Consider the following 17478-nt stretch of genomic DNA (forward strand, 5'->3'; position numbering starts at 1 on the left):
GGGCTTTTCTCATCTGCGAGTCTGTCTTATCTATTAACGATCCTCGCCGGCACACTGATAGCAAGCAAACCGCCGAGCACCATGAACGCCGCGAGCATATACATCCCCGAGTCATTAGCGGCGGTAACCTCTTTCAACCACCCCACCGCATAGGGACTAAGGAACCCCGCCAGGTTCCCAATCGAATTGATCATCGCAATCCCCGCAGCAGCCCCAGTCCCCGCAAGAATCGCCGTCGGCAAACTCCAGAACAACGGCAGGGTAGTGAGGATGCCCATCGTGGCCAGCGTCAAGCCGGTCATAGCAAGCACGGTGTTATGCGTCCAAACGACGGAAAGCACGAGCCCCACAGCACCAAGAAACGCCGGAACCGCAATATGCCACCGCCGTTCCCTCGACCGGTCCGCACTCCGCGCAACGAACACCATTGCCACCACAGCCGCCGCAAACGGCACCGCCGACAGCAAGCCGATCAAAAACGCATCGGTAACGCCGGTCGATTTGATGATCGTCGGCAACCAGAAACTCACCCCATAAAGCCCCATCACAAACGAGAAGTAGGTGAGGCTCAGCATCAACACCCGTCCGCTCGTGAACACCTGCCGAATCGGCATATCGTGCTTGGTCGCTTCCTCGGCCGACACCTGACTCTCGAGCAACTGCTGCTCTTCCCGAGTAAGCCACTTGGCGTTCGAAATCCGATCATCGAGCACCACGAACACGATGATCCCGACGAGCACCGAAGGTATCCCTTCGAGCAGAAACAGCCACTGCCACCCGTGCCACCCATTCACGCCATTAAAGTTCTTCAGGATGTACCCAGACACCGGCCCGCCGATCACTCCAGACAGCGCAATCGCCGTCATAAACCAGGTCGTCATCCGCCCACGCCGATGCGCCGGATACCAGTAGGTGAGGTACAAAATGATCCCAGGAAAGAATCCCGCCTCGGCAAGCCCGAGCAAAAAGCGCATCACATAAAACATCGTCGGCGTCGTGACGAACATCGTCAGCATCGATATCACGCCCCACGAAACCATGATCCGCGCGATCCAGACCCGCGCGCCGACCTTGTGCAGAATCACGTTGCTCGGCACTTCGAAGATGAAATAGCCGATAAAGAAAATCCCCGCGCCGAAGCCGTACACCGCATCGCTCAAGCCAAGATCCGTGCTCATCCCCAGCTTCGCGAAGCCAACGTTCACGCGGTCCAGATACGCGACGATGTAGCACAGCATCAACAGCGGCGCGAGCCGCCAGGTAACCTTGCGATAAGTCGCCTCTTCGAACGTGGAAGGCGGCGCGCCAGCGCCGGGATGGTGGAGCGGATCCGCAGGACTCGCCATGACTGTGTCTCCTCTTGTTATGGAATTGAAATGCCACCGCCGATCGATTCTATCCGCGCCAGGCCATTTGCACGACGAATCGGTATTGGGGGAAAACACCGACTGCGCACGCAGCGCGTGCGCAGCGGCTAACCCATCACTACACGCAGCGCCCGCCATCCACTTCGAGGCACACGCCGGTAATGAACTCCGCCTCATCCGAAGCCAGATACAGCGCGGCATTCGCAATATCCTGCGGCGTCGAAAACCGTCCGAGCGGTATCCCCGCGAGGAACTTCTGCCGATTCTGCGGGGTATCCTCGACCCCCATGAACTCGGACAGCAGCGCGGTCTCACCGATCACCGGATTCACGCAGTTCACGCGAATCCGCTCCGGCCCGAGTTCGACGGCGAGCGACTTGCTGGCGACGATCACCGCACCCTTGCTGCCGTTGTACCAGACGAGCCCCGGCCGCGGCCGCACGCCCGCCGTCGACGCGATATTGATAAAGCTGCCACCGCCTTGCTCGCGGAAATACGGCACGAACTCCTGCACGCTCCAGTAGATGCTTTTCACGTTCACCGCATAGACGCGATCGAACTCGGCCTCGGTCACTTCGAGCACCGGCTTGTTGCGATGCGTAGTGCCCGCGTTATTGACGACGATCTGCACGCTGCCGAAGTCTTCGAGCGCGGCTTCGCGCAGCGTGCGCCAGTCGTCGCGTTGCGCGACGTTGCCGGGCACCGCGATCGCCTTGCCGCCCGCAATCGCGATCTCACTCGCGACGCGTTCGGCGGCCGGCCCGTTGAGGTCGTTGACCACGACGTTCGCGCCTTCGCGCGCAAAGGCCTTCGCGATGCCTTCGCCGAAACCCGAACCGCCGCCCGTGACGATGGCCGTTTTACCTGTCAACCGCATGATGTCTCCGTTGTTTGTGATGGATAGAGCGATGCGTTGCTGCATGTAACGCGCTGATCGCGTTGATCGCGAGCGATCCCTGCCGGACCCGCTAGCCGTGCCGGATCGCGATCGTCTTCAGCACCGTAAAGCCGTACAGCGCCTCGAAGCCCTTCTCGCGGCCATGCCCCGAATGCTTGACGCCGCCGAACGGCAACTCGACGCCGCCGCCCGCGCCATAGTTGTTGATGAACACCTGGCCCGAGCGCACGCGTCGCGCGAGCCGCATCTGGCGCGCGCCATCGCGGGTCCAGATCCCGGCAACGAGCCCGAACTGCGTGCCGTTCGCGAGCGCGAGCGCTTCGGCTTCGTCGCGGAACGACATCGCGGCGAGCACCGGGCCGAACACTTCGTCGCGCGCGAGGCGGTGGCTCGCGGGGACGTCGCGCAGCAAGGTCGGGGCCTGATAGAAGCCGCTTTCGGGCGCTTCGGGAATCACCTCGCCGTGCGCGGCCATCGCGATGCCGTCGTGTTGCGCATCCGACAGGAAGTCCCACACGCGTTGCTGCTGTTTCGCGCTGATCAGCGGTCCGCAATCGAGATCGGCCTTCGACGGCCCGACGCGCAGCGCCTGAAAAGCGCTGCTGAGCCGCTCGAGCAGCGGCTCGTAAATGGCCTGCTCGATCAGCACGCGACTGCCCGCCGAGCAGGTTTGCCCGGCGTTCTGCACGATCGCGGAGATCAGCACCGGCAGCGCGGCGTCGAGATCGGCGTCGGCGAAGACGATTTGCGGCGACTTGCCGCCGAGTTCGAGTGTGACGGGGACGTGGTTTTCGGCGGCCATCTGCGTGACGAGCTTGCCGGTTTCGGGCGAGCCCGTGAACGAGATGTGATCGATGCCCGGATGACGCGCGAGCGCGGCGCCCGCTTCGTGTCCGTAGCCGGTCACGATGTTCAGCGCACCGGCCGGCAGGCCGGCTTCGGCGGCGAGTTCGGCGACACGCAGGACGGAAAGGCAAGCGTCCTCGGCCGGTTTGACGACGCACGCATTGCCGGTCGCCAGAGCCGCGCCGACGCTGCGCCCGAAGATCTGCATCGGGTAATTCCACGGCACGATGTGGCCGGTCACGCCGTGCGGCTCGCGGATCGTCAGCACCGTGTAGCCGGATTGGTACGGCAGGGTCTCGCCGTGCAGCTTGTCGGCCGCGCCGGCGTAGAACTCGAAGTAGCGGGTGAGGGCGGCGGCGTCGGCGCGCGCCTGCTTGAGCGGCTTGCCGGTGTCGCGCGCTTCGAGCTGGGCCAGGTCTTCCTGGCGCGCGGCCACCAGCAGCGACAGTCGATACAGCACACGGCCGCGCTCGGCGGCGGCGAGCGCGCCCCAGGCGCCGTCGAACGCGCGGCGCGCCGCGTGCACGGCGGTGTCGATATCGGCCTCGGTGCCGCGCGCGATGCGCGTGAACGGCTGGCCGTCCGATGGATCGAGTACGGCGATCGACTCGCCGCCGGAAGCGGCGCACCACTCGCCGCCGATGAAATGCCGTGCTTCTTCCATGCATGCTCCTTGATGACGTGCGGCCGGCGTGCGGCGGCGCGGGTTCGAAGGGGAGACACAAAACGGTAGAGACGCGAAGCCAGACTCGCCAGACGATTATCGCGCCGATCCGACCGCGGATGCCACCTGCCGATTGGCTATAATGGCGCATTCCGTACGGTCCGGTGCGCGGCCCCGTCGTTCGGGGCGAGAGGGTTTCAGGGCCCGGCGTTCGCGGTTCGCACGCAGTTCGCACCGCATCCGCAGCCCGCGCGCCGTTCGCCGCCTTCCGATTTCCATCCCCTTCAGAGAGCGCTCATGAGCTTCAATCACGTTCCCGCAGGCAAAGACCTTCCGCACGATTTCAACGTCATCATCGAAATCCCGGCGCAAAGCGACCCGGTGAAGTACGAAGCCGACAAGGAGCTGGGCCTGCTCGTCGTCGACCGTTTCATCGGTACCGGCATGCGCTATCCGGCCAACTACGGCTTCATTCCGCAGACGCTGTCGGGCGACGGCGACCCGGTCGACGTGCTGGTGATCACGCCGTTCCCGCTGCTGGCAGGCTCGGTCGTGCGTGCCCGCGCGCTCGGCATGCTGCAGATGACCGATGAATCGGGCGTGGACGCGAAGCTGATCGCCGTGCCGCACGACAAGATCTGCCCGATGACGGCGAACCTGAAGTCGGTCGACGACGTGCCGGCTTACCTGAAGGACCAGATCAAGCACTTCTTCGAGCAATACAAAGCGCTTGAGAAGGGCAAGTGGGTCAAGGTCGAAGGCTGGGCCGACGTCGACGCCGCCCACAAGGAAATCAGCGAAGGCGTGGCGAACTACAAGAAGTAAGCGCGCCGAGGTTCATCCGCTCGCTGCATGCAGTACGAAAACCGCGCGAGTCCGCAAGGACCGCGCGGTTTTTTTGTGCGCTTTGCGCGGCGCTCGACTACCGTGCAACCAGCGCCGCGAGCGTCGTCCCGCACGCTTCATATTGCGCGCATAACCTGAACGCATCGCTCCGATGAACGGAACGCATTTTTATATTTAGGTGTAAACCCTTATTATTCGCCGCACGAGCTTGCGCGCGAACTCACGGCATACGCGCCTTTCCATCACTTCAACAACCACCGTCCGTATGATGAACCGCAGCAAGTCCCACTCGACATCGCCGCGCTGGTCGACCCGCTTCCATTCGGTCGTCACCGCGATCTATCGCAAGCGGCCGGTCTGGATGGTGTCGTTCGCGGCGAGCGAGGCGAATCTGTCGGAGGGCTTGAGGGCGGCGTGCGCGTCGACGGCGATGCTCGCGCTCGGCAACGTGCTGCACGATCCGGTGTTCGCGTGGGCCGCGATCGGCGCGTTCTGGACCTGCCTCGCCGATGCGGCCGGCTCGAACCGTGCGCGCTTCATGTCGATGATGGGCTTTGCGCTGCTGTCGACGCTGTGCGGCGGCATCGCCGCATTCGCATCGGCGTCGGGCACAGCTTGGGCCGCGCTCGCGGTGCTCGCGTTCACGACGCTCGGCGCGTTCGGCCGCATCTGGGGCGCGGCCACCTCGCAGGTGACCATCCTCGCGGCGACCGCCTGCGTCGTGATGGTCGATCGGCCGATGCACGACGCGCGTTCCGGTGTCGAGTTTCTCGGCGTGTATCTGGCCGGCTGTCTGTTCGCGATCGTGCTGAGCCTGACCGTATGGCGCATCCATCCGTTCGGCGCGAGCCGCGCGTCGCTGCGCGCAGTGTATCTGCGCCTCGCTGATATCGCGTTCGATAGCGCGCGGCTCGTCGGCGGACGGGCCGCGCCGCGTGAGTGGGCCACGCATGCCGCGCGCTTTCGCGCCGATGCGCGCGCGTCGCTCGAACGCTCGCGCGATGCGCTCGCGAACGTGCCGGCATCGAAAGCAGGCGGCGCGGCCGTCTACGACACGCTGCTCGGCTTGCTGACCGATGGCGAAGCGTTGTTCGCGTATCTGATCGCGGTGTCGGGCGCGAGCGAGAAACTGCCCGACGATCCGCGCCGCACGCAACGCGCGGTGCGCCTGCTCAATGCGATCGGCGAAGTGCTCAGCGACATCGGCAGCGCGACCGGCGACGCGCGTTGGGAACGTCTCGGGGAGCCGCAGGCGCGTCTGCGGCGTCTCGCGCATCGGCTCGAAAGCGCGTTGCTCGAACCGGTGAAGCTGCAATCCGGTTTCGAGCTCGTCGATTTTGCGCCGCGTGAGGTGCACGTTGAGCCGTGGAGCGCATGCGTCGCGCGTTATACGGCGCGCGCATGGTCGACGCTGAAGGCGAACCTGTCGTGGCAGTCGGTCGGCTTGCGCCATGCGGCGCGTGTCGGCGTGACGACGACCGCGGGCTTCGTGGTGATTCGCGCGCTCGGGCTGCCGTTCGGCTATTGGGCGACGATGGCCACTCTTCTGATCCTGCAGCCGTCGATCGCCGCGACCTGGCCGCGCAGCATCGAACGCGCGGCGGGCAGTATCGTCGGCGGCGTGCTCGCGGCGGCGATCGGCTATGCGATTCATTCGCCGCTCGGCATCTCGCTCGCGGTGTTCCCGCTCGTGATGGCGACGATGGCGCTGCGCCCCGTCAGCTACAGCCTGTTCGTGCTGTTCCTGACGCCGACCTTCGTGCTCGTCGCCGACTTCGCGACGCCGGGCGCCAACGAACTGTCGTTCGCGCTGACCCGGCTCGGCAACAACGTGCTCGGCTGCGTGCTCGCGCTGCTCGCGACCTTCCTTCTGTGGCCGACGCGCGAGAAGCTCGACCTGCGCGTCTATCTCGGCGACGCGGTGCGCGCGAATCTTGCGTATCTGCGCGCGTCGCTCGAAGCGCCGCGGCACAGCGGCAAGGAGATCGAGCAATTGCGCCGCGCGGCGGGTCTCACCAGCAACAACGCGGAAGAAGCGATCGGCCGCGTGCGGCTCGAAAAGCTCGAAGATTCGATGGCCGATACGGTTACGCTGACGGTGCTGAGCCTGCTGCGACGGATGGCCGGCACCGCGACGCAGTTGCGCCTCACCGCGAACCGTCGCGACATGCATAGCGAACTTGACGAATGGGTCGTGGCGATGAGCGCGGCGATCGAGGCCGCGCTGAACCGCACGTTGCGGCCGGTGCGGCTCGGGTTACCCGCGCGCGAGCAGTTGACGTCGCTGGAAGCGGATGTGGTGGGCGAACTGGCGCGCGTGCATCGGTTGTTGACTGAGAGGATGCGGGAGGCGAGGGGGTAGCGCGACTCAGCCCTCGGTACTCTCGCCGTCTTCGGCCGCGTCGTTCACCGCCACCACCGGCAACACCGACTGCAGCGTGAACACCCCGGCCGCCAGCGCCCGCTTATCGGCGGCCGTGAGCCGCTTGACCCAATACTCGGCGCTCGATGCGCTCGAGCGGTCCGCCAGCTCGAACGACGCCAGCACCCGCACCGGCTTGCGCGAGCGCGTATAGCGCGCGCCCGCGCCGCTCACGTGTTTGTCGAAGCGGGCAGCGACGTCGGTCGCGATGCCGGTATAGACGCTGCCGTCCGAGCATTCGAGCAGATAGAGAAACCACGCCATAACCGCGCTTCTAGCCTTTGAACGGATTGTGTTCGCGCAGCTCGTCCACGTATGCGTGGATGCTGTTCTTTTCGTTGTCGAGGAAATGGCCGACCGCATCGGCGAACGCAGGATGCGCGAGCCAATGCGTCGAACGCGTGACCGTCGGCAGAAAGCCGCGCGCCATCTTGTGTTCACCCTGCGCGCCGCCTTCGAATGCGCCGAGCTTCTCTTCGATGCAGAATTCGAGCGGCTGATAGTAGGCGGTTTCGAAGTGCAGGCACGGCACGTGTTCGAGCGCGCCCCAGTAGCGGCCGTACAACGTGCCGCCGGTTTTTTCGTCGCGCTGATAGACGACGAGCGAACTCGCGATCGGCTTGCCTTCGTATTCGGCGATCACCAGCAGCAGATTCTCCGGCATCGATTCGCCGATCATCCGGAAGAAATCGAGGTTCAGATATGGACTCGAAAAATGCTCGCGATAGGTTTGCCGATAGCACTTGCTGAAGAAGCGCCAGTCGGCATCCTTGATGTCTTCACCGCGGATGCGCCGCATCGTGATGCCGGCCTCGCGCACCTTGCGACGTTCGGCGCGAATGTTCTTGCGCTTCTTCTGTTCGAGCGTCGACAGAAAGTCTTCGAAGTCGCGATAGCCGTCGTTGAGCCAGTGAAACTGCACGCCTTCGCGTTGCATCATGCCGATATCGGTGAGCGCGTCGGCTTCGCTCTGCGTCGGAAACAGCACATGCAGCGACGATACCTCGGCTTGCTCGGCGAACGCCATCAAGGTGGCCGCGAGATGGCGCAACGCGTGCCCGTTCGCCGATAGCAGCCGGTTGCCCTGCACCGGCGTGAACGGGACCGCGCACAGCAGCTTCGGGTAGTAGGGCAGGCCGTTGCGCTTGTACGCGTCGGCCCAGGCCCAGTCGAACACGTACTCGCCGTACGAGTGACCCTTCAGATAGACCGGGGCCGCCGCCGCGAGCTTGCCCGTGCGCGCGTCGGTCAGCGTGACGAATTGCGGCGCCCAACCGGTGTCGGGAACCGCGCATTGCGTCGCGTTGAGCGCGCTCAGAAACTCATGCCGCAAAAACGGCGTGGGGTGCGGCTGCGCGGCGAGGAGGGCGTTCCATTCGGCGGCGTCTACCTCAGAGGGCGATGCCAGAATGCCCGTGCGATAATCGATACGTTGCTGGTTCAATCTGAGTGACTGTTTGCAATGACCGGCGCGGCGCGATGAAGCTGAAGCTGCCACGTCGTTCGTTGAGTTCGTTTATCCGGTTTGTTCAATTCCGTCGAGCCATCGAGCCGCGGTACCGCGAGCCGTGAAGGCTTGCCTGTCGATCCTGCCATGAAGACCCGAATCGCTCTTGCTCAAATCAATGTCACCGTCGGCGACTTCGCCGGCAACGTCGCGAAGATCGTCGCCGCCGCGCGCGCCGCGCACGGCGATGGTGCGAAGCTGCTGGTCGCGCCTGAACTCGCGCTGTCGGGTTATCCGCCCGAAGACCTGCTGCTGCGCCCCGCGTTTTATACCGCAAGCGCGGCCGCGTTGGCCGATCTCGCCGCGCAACTGAAGCCGTTCACCGGTCTGCATGTGATCGTCGGCCATCCGCTGCGCGACGGGTCGGACAACCTCGCGCACAAGCTCGTGCACAACGCGGCGAACGGCCATGGTAATGCAAACGCGCCGATCGAGCGCGGCGTGCCGCCGGTCGATACGTTCAACGCGGCGTCGCTGATCGTCGACGGCGAAGTGAAGGGCACCTATCGCAAGCAGGATCTGCCGAACACCGAGGTGTTCGACGAGAAGCGCTACTTCGCAGCCGATCCGCAGCCGTTCGTGTTCGAACTCGATGGGCTCAAGTACGGCGTCGTGATCTGCGAAGACGCATGGCATGCGTCGGCCGCGCAGATGGCGAAGGCCGCGGGCGCCCAGGTGCTGCTGATTCCGAACGGCTCGCCGTATCACCTGAACAAGGAGGCGGTGCGCTTCGACATCCTGCGCGCGCGCATTCGCGAGACCGGTATTCCAATGGTCTACGTGAACATGGTCGGCGGCCAGGACGAACTCGTGTTCGACGGCGGCTCGTTCGTGCTCGACGCGCAGGGCGCACTCGTCGCGAAGCTCGCGCAGTTCGAGGAAGCCACGGCGATCGTCGAGTTCGAGGACGGCAAGCCGCTGCCGGCCGCAATCGCGCCGGAGCAGTCGATCGAAGCGCAGGTGTACGCGGCGCTCGTGATGGGCGTGCGCGACTACATCGGCAAGAACGGTTTTCCGGGCGCGCTGATCGGTTTGTCGGGCGGCGTCGATTCGGCGCTCGTGCTGGCCGTTGCGTGCGATGCGCTCGGCGCCGACAAGGTGCGCGCGGTGATGATGCCGTCGCGCTACACGGCCGACATTTCCACGACCGACGCCGCCGAGATGGCGCGCCGCGTCGGCGTGCGTTACGACGAGATCGCGATCGCGCCGATGTTCGATGCGTTTCGCGGCTCGCTCGCCGCAGAGTTCGCGGGCCGCGCCGAAGACGCGACCGAAGAGAACATTCAGGCGCGCATTCGCGGCACGCTGTTGATGGCGCTGTCGAACAAGTTCGGCTCGATCGTGCTGACCACCGGCAACAAGAGCGAGATGGCGGTCGGCTACTGCACGCTGTACGGCGACATGGCCGGCGGCTTCGCGGTGATCAAGGACATCGCGAAGACGCTCGTGTACCGGCTGTGCCGCTATCGCAACGCGGCCACCACGTTTGCGACGCGCGACGTGATTCCGGAGCGGATTCTGACGCGCGCGCCGTCCGCCGAGCTGCGCGCGAACCAGACCGACCAGGACAGTCTGCCCGAATACGAAGTACTCGACGCGATCATGCGCATGTACATGGAGGAGGACCGTTCGCTCGCGGAAATCATCGCGGCGGGCTATCGGGTCGACGACGTGAAGCGCGTCACGCGCCTGATCAAGATCAACGAGTACAAGCGCCGTCAGGCGCCGATCGGCATTCGCGTCACGCATCGCGCGTTCGGCCGCGACTGGCGTTATCCGATCACGTCGCGCTACACCGAACCGGTGGGGTGAAAGACGGCACCCGCGCGCGGATGCCGCAATGCATCCGGCGCGGCGTAGAATAAAAATCATCCTTTCCTTTCCACTCTTCCCATCAAGAGACGAGGTCGCCATGAAGCGCATCACCGCAGTCATCAAACCGTTCAAACTCGACGAAGTGCGCGAGGCGCTCGCGGAAGTCGGCCTCACCGGCCTGACCGTTACCGAGGTCAAGGGATTCGGCCGCCAGAAAGGGCATACCGAGCTGTATCGTGGTGCGGAGTACGTGGTCGACTTTCTCCCGAAAGTGAAAATCGAAGTCGTGGTCGCGGACAACCAGTGCGATCAGGTCATCGACGCGATCATCGGCGCGGCGCGCACCGGCAAGATCGGCGACGGCAAGATCTTCGTCGCGGACGTCGAGCGCGTGATCCGCATCCGTACCGGCGAAGAGAACGAAGCGGCCGTCTGAAGCTGCGCAAGCACGCACCGGCCCGGTGCGCGCAAGAACTCAAATTCGGCCGCCGAAGAAAAAACGGTGCAATACCCTTGCGGATATTGCACCGATACGCGCCTCTCGCAGCAGCGTGAAAAAGATTCTCTCGAAGAAACCTGTGTCACTCCCCGAGGTGTGACCCTCGGGGCGCACCGTTCGATTAGAACGAGTGCTGGATACCTGCGTACACGCCGCTTTGCTGGCGGCCTTGCAGCGGGTTGTCCGTTGCAGCGGCGAAGCCCGCATTGTTCGCGTTCAGACCGAAGTTAGCATTGCGGCTGTTGCGTACCGTTGCTGCCTGCAGGTCGAGCAGCGTGCGCTTCGACAGGTTGTACGAACCGCCGATCGTGTAGATCGTCGCATTGCCCGCGCCGTTGTTGCCGTTCACGTGGTAGACCGCCGCGATCAGCGCTGCAGCCGGCGTTGCCTGCCACGTCACACCGCCCCATTCGTGATCCAGGGTAGTCGGCTGACCAGGTGCAACGCCCGTCGCACCTGCCGAACGGATTGCCTGGTAAGCGGCCTGAATCTTGAACTGGCCGAGGAACACGTTCACGAGAGCCGAGTACTCGCGCGATGCTGCGAAGACGCCGTTGGCCGTGTTATCCGTATTGATGCCGTTGTTGGCGACCGGGCCACCCCACAGCTGGCCGTTATTCTTGTTGCGGATTTCGTCGTACAGACCGCGGATCTGGAACAGCGAGGTCGTGTAGGTGATCTGCGCGCCAGCTTCGCGACCTTGCGCCGTCGTGCCGTTACCGTTCCAGCTCGTCGCATTCGACAGCGCGTATTGACCGTAGAAGTCAAAGCCCGCGATCTTCGGCGACTGGTACGCGAAGTTGTTGCTCGACTGCGGCCAGTTGCGGCCACGCACCAGCGATGCCGACGACCAGGACGACTGACCGAACGGGTCGAAGTCCCACACGCCGTTCGAGATGAAGAGCATGCGGCCCATCGTGAACGTACCGTACTGGTCGTTCGAGATGCCGACCGTTGCCCAGCGATTGAAGAGACCGCCACCGCTAGGACCTGCGCCCGTCATCGTGTTGAACGAGCCTTCCAACTGGAACAGAATCTTGTTGCCGGCGCCGATGTCTTCGACACCCTTCATGCCCCACAGGCTGGTGCCCCAGTCGCCGCTTTCCGCCTTGAAGCGGTTCGAGCTGGTGTTGGCCGCGCCGTTGGCGTTAGCGCCGGTCGGGACGCCCGACATGTACTCGAGACCTGCATCCAAACGACCATACAGCGTAACGCTGCTCTGAGCGTGTGCAACAACGCCGGCCGACATCAGCGCAGCGACGAGCAAAGCTTTCTTCATCTTCTCCTCCATACCCTGTCAAAAAAAGAAACCCAGTACTGCGAGTGGTGTTCGGACGCGATCAGCACCGAACAGGAAGCGGTACCAGGGGAGAGTGGCGGGTGGATAGGGGTGCTCCTGCCATGACATGTAGCGTCGAGCTATCTTTGCGTCATGCCGATCCCACGCCGACCGGTTCTCCTCTGTGTTTGAAGTGAAACTACTTTTAATCAACTTTGTTTTGCTACTTTGGTTACCAATTTATCAAAAATAACTTTAACTGGGAGAAGAAATTAGTACCGCCCACAGGCGGTGTCGCCAAATTGCAATACGAATGTGCGCCCGGACCCGGAGGAACCCCTCGGAAAATGGCGCAGCGCCTTGTCAGGCAAGGGAAGCGCGGCTCGGAAGGGGTCGCATTAAGGATTGTCACTATTGACGAGCCAAAAGTGGCAGGTTAGGGCGAAAACCAGGCCTGTACAGCCCGTTTTGTGGGATTTTCGGCGCTTTTCCGTCGTTCGGACGGCCGGGAGCTAGGACGTGGTAAAAACGAAAAAGGCGCTCGTAAGCGCCTTGTAAAACTACATTGACTACATTTTCGATGTTATTCGCATCGTAAGTCGCGGGTAATTTTTATTACTTGAGACTGCCCGACAGGAATTGCTTCAGACGCTCGCTTTTCGTGTTTTTGAACACTTCGTCCGGATGGCCTTCTTCCTCGACGCGGCCCTGATGCAGGAACATCACGTGATTCGACACGTTGCGCGCGAAGCCCATTTCGTGTGTGACGACGATCATCGTGCGGCCTTCCTCGGCGAGCTTCTGCATCACCTTCAGCACTTCGCCGACGAGCTCCGGGTCGAGCGCCGAGGTGGGTTCGTCGAACAGCATCACGTCCGGGTGCATCGCCAGCGCCCGCGCAATCGCCACGCGCTGCTGCTGGCCGCCCGACAGATGCGACGGATATTGCTTCTCGAGACGCGGCGCGAGACCGACCTTCTCCAGATATTCGCGCGCGCGTTCCTCGGCTTCTTTGCGCTTCAGACCGAGTACATGCACCGGCGCCTCGATGATGTTCTCGAGCACGTTCATGTGCGACCACAGGTTGAAGTGCTGGAACACCATCGAAAGCTTGGTGCGCACGCGCTGCAACTGCTTCGGGTCCGACACGCGCAACGCGCCGTCCTTGGCGGTCTGCGTGCGCACTTCCTCGCCGTCGACGAAAATGCGCCCCGCGTTCGGCTGTTCCAGAAAGTTGATGCAGCGGAGCATCGTGCTCTTGCCCGAACCGGACGAACCGATCACGCTGATCACGTCGCCGGCATTGGCTTTCAGCGACACGCCCTTGAGGACTTCGTTGTCGCCATACTTTTTGTGAAGCTCGTCGACGAAGAGCTTCTGCTTCTTGGAGTTCATCAGGATCCTTAACGCTTCTTGCTTGTCCAGGGACGCGCAGTTACTTGCCTTGCGGCCGCAGGTAAGCGAGCCAGCGACGCTCGGCGCGGCGGAACAGCCACACGAGCGCGAAAGAAATACAGAGATACAGCAGCGCGGCGATGCCGAAGGCGTTGAACGACTGATACGTCGCGGAGTTCACGTCGCGCGCGATCTTCAGGATGTCCGGCACCGTGGCCGTGAACGCGACCGTGGTCGCGTGCAGCATCAGGATCACTTCGTTGCTGTAGTAGGGCAGTGCGCGGCGCAGCGCCGACGGCAGAATCACGCGCCGGTACAGCGTGAACGACGACATGCCGTACGCGCGCGCCGCTTCGATTTCGCCATAGGGCGTTGCCTTGATCGCGCCCGCGAAGATTTCGGTGGTGTACGCGCAGGTGTTCAGCGTGAACGCGAGCAGCGTGCAGTGCATGCCGTCACGGAAAAACGCGTTAGTCAGCTCGTTGTTGCGGATGATCTCGAGGCTGTAGAGGCCCGTGTAGCACAGCAGCAGCTGCACATAGAGCGGCGTGCCGCGGAAGATATAGGTATAGAGCCACACGAGGCCCGCGAGCCATTTCTTCTTCGACACGCGCGCGACCGCGAGCGGCACCGACAGACAGAAGCCCAGGCCGATCGACACGACCAGCAGCCACAACGTGATTGCGACACCGGTAAAGCGATAGCCGTCGGTGAACAGATAGTTGCGCCAGTATTGCTGAATGATCTCGATCATAGATCCGCCTTTCGCACGCCGGTCGAGTAACGCTTTTCGAGGTACATCAGCACGAAGTTCGACACTGTGGTGATGACGAGATAGATCGCCCCCGCGAGCAGGGTGAAGAAGAAGAACCGCAGGGTGCCCTTGCCGGCGTCCTGCGAGGCCTTGACGACGTCGGCGAGACCGATGATCGACACGAGCGCGGTCGCCTTGACCATCACCTGCCAGTTGTTGCCGATGCCGGGCAGCGCGAAGCGCATCATCTGCGGGAACATCACGCGCGAGAACACCTGCCAGCTCGTCATGCCGTAGGCCGCACCCGCTTCGAGCTGGCCGCGCGGCACCGCGAGAAACGCGCCGCGGAACGTCTCGGTGAAGTACGCGCCGTAGATGAAGCCAAGTACCGCGACGCCGGCCACGAACGGGTCGATGTCGATCTGGTCCCAGCCCATCGCGTCGGTCAGGTTGTTCAGCCAGATCTGGATGCTATAGAACAGCAGCAGCATCAGCACGAGATCGGGCACGCCGCGCACGAGCGTCGTGTAGACGGTGCCGACGCCGTTCGACAGGCGATTCTTCGACAGTTTCGCCGCTGCGCCGAGCAGGCCGAGCACGAACGCGAGCGCGAGCGAGAACACCGCCAGCTTGACGGTTTGCCAGGTGCCGCTGAGGAGTAGCGGGCCGTAGCCTTGAAGGAACATAGGAAGTCCTCGACGATGCGTTTCTCGCGCACCGCGAAAGACGCGGCCCGCGCTGCGCCGCGTCGGGGACGAGCGCCTGGCTCGCCGTGATCCGCGGCGCACAGCGTGCCGCTGTGCAAATCATGCCGCAGAAACGTTGGTGGCTCCTGCAGCGCGCTTTTGGGACTTTCGTCTCGGATTGTTTTGAATCTACTGCCTTGTGTTGCTACCTGCGATTGCTACCTTCGATTGCCGCCTTCGGTGCCACTTGCACTGCCATCGCCACCGGCCCGAGCCGGCCTACCACTCAGTATCCTGCCTGTTTTGCTCAACGGCCAGGATAAATGTCGAAGTCGAAGTACTGCTTCTCGAGTTTTTTGAACGTGCCGTCCCGATGAACCTCGGCGAGCGCCTGATTGAACTTCGCCTTCAGTTCGGCATCGCTCTTGCGCAGACCGATCGCGGTGCCTTCGCCGATCGTCTTCGGGTCCTTCACTTCCGGACCGGCCCAGCCGAAGCCCTTGCCGCGCGGTGTCTTCAGAAAGCCGGCGTCGGCCTGCACTTCGTCCTGCAGCGCGGCGTCGAGACGGCCCGATGCGAGATCCGCGTACACCTGGTCCTGATTCCGGTACGGCACGACGACCACACCCTTCGGTTCCCACCAGACCTTCGCGTACTGTTCCTGCGTCGAGCCCTGCTCGACGCCGACGCGCTTGCCTTTCAGCGATTCAGGGGTGGGCAGAAGCGGAGAACCGGTCTTCGCGATCATGCGGGCGGGCGCGTCGAACATCTTGTCGGAGAAGTCGATCTGCTCACGGCGCTTGTCGGTGACGCTGAGCGAGGAGATGATCGCGTCGAACTTGCGAGCTTTCAGCGCCGGAATGAGGCCGTCCAGATCCTGCGCGACCCACACGCACTTCACGTTCATCTTCGCGCACAGCGCGCGGGCGAGGTCGGCATCGAAACCGAGGATGTCGCCATTAGGCGCCTTCGATTCGAATGGCGGATAACTGGCGTCGACCCCGATGCGCACCGTCTTCCATTCTTTCGCCATCGCGCTGGTGGCCATGACTGCCAGAGCCACGCACAGTGCGAACTTCTTCATGTTTCTCCTGAACCAAACTGATCGTCGTGATGACTTGACCCGACGAACGCCGGCCGAGGGCCGACGGTCGCTATTCTAGGCGGTCAAAATTGCCGTGCCGCAGGGATTGTCGCCGCGCGCTCGTCTTCCTTGCGCGGGCGGTTCGTGCGACGCGGCGCGCTGCTCGGGCGCGTTCCGTGTTTGCCGGACATGCCTCGCGCGGGCGTGGCGCCGGGTGGGAGCCCGTCGCGCGCCGGTTGCGGCCGGCCCGGAGAGGCTTGCCGGCGCGGCCTGCACGCCCCGCTGGACGTCCACGCGGCTTGAAAAGCGCGGTATTTTACCCGAAGAGCGGCAAGCTGCCAGCGCGGGGCGGCAGCGAGCGGCAAGACGCCGCGCAGCGCGTTGTGCGTGCGCGACGCCGGCGCGGTTTTGGGGGCGCCGGGCTGCCGGGCGCCGGGCTGCCGGGCGCCGGGCTGCCGGGCGCCGGGCTGCCGGGCGCCGGGCATCCGTGCCGTCCGCGCGATTGCATGCAGCGGTGGAACGCTGCGGTGCGGTCGCGCACGATTGTTTAGTGCCCACGCAGCCCCTACATTCCACGCATCGCTCTGATTGAGTACTTACCGGGAGACTTTCCATGATCGAGATTCGCCGCTCCGCCGAACGCGGTCACGCCAACCACGGCTGGCTCGACTCGTATCACAGCTTCTCGTTTGCCGATTACCGCGACCCCGAGCATGTGCACTTCGGGCCGTTGCGCGTGATCAACGAAGACCGCATCGCCGGCGGCCAGGGTTTCGGCGCGCATGGGCATCGCGACATGGAGATCGTCACGTATGTGCTCGAGGGCGCGCTCGCGCATCGCGACAGCATGGGCAACGGCTCGACGATCCGTCCCGGCGACGTGCAGCGCATGAGCGCGGGCACCGGGGTGCAGCATAGCGAGTTCAACGCGTCGCGCGACGAACCCGCGCATCTGCTGCAGATCTGGATCATTCCGCGCCGCGCGGGCGATCAGCCCGGCTACGAGGAAAAGCGCTTTGACGCCGACAGCAAGCGCGGCCGTCTGCGCGTGATCGCGTCGCCCGACGGCCGCGACGGCTCGGTGACGATCCATGCGGACGCGTCGATCTACGCGGGACTGTTCGACGGCGCCGAACACGCGACGTTCGCCATACCGGCGGGGCGTCTCGCCTATCTGCACGTCGCGCGCGGCACGCTGAGCGTGGACGGCACGGTGCTCGAAGCGGGCGATGCCGCGAAGCTCAGCGACGTCGACACGGTCACGCTCGAAAAGGGCGACGGCGCGGAAGTGCTGCTGTTCGATCTCGGTCAGTTGAACGGCTGATCCGAGCGGTTGATTCGCGCGGCCCGCGGCCCGCGGATCGAGCCGCGAGCAGCACCAAAACGACGACGCCACGGAAAACCTCTTCCGTGGCG

15 protein-coding genes are annotated in these 17478 nt (G+C 63.8%); 5 read left to right on the forward strand and 10 right to left on the reverse strand.

Annotation, left to right across the window (positions count from 1 at the left end; translation table 11 throughout):
- Positions 1-26: 26 nt before the first annotated feature.
- The 3 genes from ACLFKU_RS16040 to ACLFKU_RS16050 form a co-directional block, all read right to left on the reverse strand.
- Positions 27-1346, reverse strand: coding sequence for an MFS transporter (locus tag ACLFKU_RS16040; protein ID WP_368584564.1), 1320 nt, complete (start codon positions 1344-1346; stop codon positions 27-29).
- A 139-nt stretch (positions 1347-1485) separates the two neighbouring features.
- Positions 1486-2244: an SDR family oxidoreductase gene (locus ACLFKU_RS16045; protein WP_410849715.1), complete on the reverse strand. Its 759-nt coding sequence runs from the start codon at positions 2242-2244 to the stop codon at positions 1486-1488.
- Positions 2245-2335: 91 nt separating this feature from the next.
- Positions 2336-3775, reverse strand: a complete 1440-nt coding sequence (locus ACLFKU_RS16050) for an aldehyde dehydrogenase family protein (protein WP_410849716.1) — start codon at positions 3773-3775, stop codon at positions 2336-2338.
- 297 nt (positions 3776-4072) lie between these two features.
- Here ACLFKU_RS16050 and ppa point away from each other — a divergent pair, with 297 nt between their 5' ends.
- Together ppa and ACLFKU_RS16060 are read left to right on the forward strand one after the other, a co-directional pair.
- A complete protein-coding gene (gene ppa, locus ACLFKU_RS16055; protein ID WP_013088778.1) occupies positions 4073-4600 on the forward strand; it encodes an inorganic diphosphatase in 528 nt (175 codons plus the stop codon).
- A 286-nt stretch (positions 4601-4886) separates the two neighbouring features.
- Positions 4887-6983, forward strand: a complete 2097-nt coding sequence (locus tag ACLFKU_RS16060; protein ID WP_410849717.1) for an FUSC family protein — start codon at positions 4887-4889, stop codon at positions 6981-6983.
- A 6-nt stretch (positions 6984-6989) separates the two neighbouring features.
- On the opposite strand, the gene ACLFKU_RS16065 is transcribed toward ACLFKU_RS16060, so the two are convergent.
- Positions 6990-7307, reverse strand: a complete 318-nt coding sequence (locus tag ACLFKU_RS16065) for a GIY-YIG nuclease family protein (protein ID WP_410849718.1) — start codon at positions 7305-7307, stop codon at positions 6990-6992.
- A gap of 10 nt (positions 7308-7317) precedes the next feature.
- Entirely contained in the window at positions 7318-8487 is a 1170-nt protein-coding gene (locus ACLFKU_RS16070) for a GNAT family N-acetyltransferase (protein ID WP_410849719.1), read from the reverse strand.
- Positions 8488-8637: 150 nt separating this feature from the next.
- Between ACLFKU_RS16070 and ACLFKU_RS16075 the strand changes: the two genes are divergently transcribed.
- Together ACLFKU_RS16075 and glnK are read left to right on the forward strand one after the other, a co-directional pair.
- A complete protein-coding gene (locus tag ACLFKU_RS16075; protein ID WP_410849720.1) occupies positions 8638-10362 on the forward strand; it encodes an NAD+ synthase in 1725 nt (574 codons plus the stop codon).
- 100 nt (positions 10363-10462) lie between these two features.
- On the forward strand, positions 10463-10801 hold the full coding sequence (gene glnK, locus ACLFKU_RS16080; protein WP_006048444.1) for a P-II family nitrogen regulator: 339 nt from the start codon (positions 10463-10465) through the stop codon (positions 10799-10801).
- Between the two features lie 184 nt (positions 10802-10985).
- Here the strand turns inward: glnK and ACLFKU_RS16085 are convergent, their stop codons facing one another.
- The 5 genes from ACLFKU_RS16085 to ACLFKU_RS16105 form a co-directional block, all read right to left on the reverse strand.
- On the reverse strand, positions 10986-12143 hold the full coding sequence (locus tag ACLFKU_RS16085; RefSeq protein WP_368584570.1) for a porin: 1158 nt from the start codon (positions 12141-12143) through the stop codon (positions 10986-10988).
- 615 nt (positions 12144-12758) lie between these two features.
- Positions 12759-13538, reverse strand: coding sequence for an ABC transporter ATP-binding protein (locus tag ACLFKU_RS16090; RefSeq protein WP_368584571.1), 780 nt, complete (start codon positions 13536-13538; stop codon positions 12759-12761).
- A 40-nt stretch (positions 13539-13578) separates the two neighbouring features.
- Positions 13579-14292 (reverse strand): ABC transporter permease, encoded by a 714-nt coding sequence (locus tag ACLFKU_RS16095; RefSeq protein WP_018419774.1) that lies wholly within the window; start codon positions 14290-14292, stop codon positions 13579-13581.
- Positions 14289-14978, reverse strand: coding sequence for an ABC transporter permease (locus tag ACLFKU_RS16100; protein WP_013088786.1), 690 nt, complete (start codon positions 14976-14978; stop codon positions 14289-14291). The genes ACLFKU_RS16095 and ACLFKU_RS16100 overlap by 4 nt, the downstream gene beginning before the upstream one ends.
- A 307-nt stretch (positions 14979-15285) precedes the next feature.
- A complete protein-coding gene (locus ACLFKU_RS16105; protein WP_410849721.1) occupies positions 15286-16062 on the reverse strand; it encodes an ABC transporter substrate-binding protein in 777 nt (258 codons plus the stop codon).
- Positions 16063-16675: 613 nt separating this feature from the next.
- Here ACLFKU_RS16105 and ACLFKU_RS16110 point away from each other — a divergent pair.
- Entirely contained in the window at positions 16676-17386 is a 711-nt protein-coding gene (locus tag ACLFKU_RS16110; protein ID WP_410849722.1) for a pirin family protein, read from the forward strand.
- The last annotated feature ends 92 nt before the right edge of the window (positions 17387-17478 follow it).

It is taken from the genome of Paraburkholderia sp. EG304, assembly GCF_046543485.1.
Lineage (GTDB): Bacteria > Pseudomonadota > Gammaproteobacteria > Burkholderiales > Burkholderiaceae > Paraburkholderia > Paraburkholderia youngii.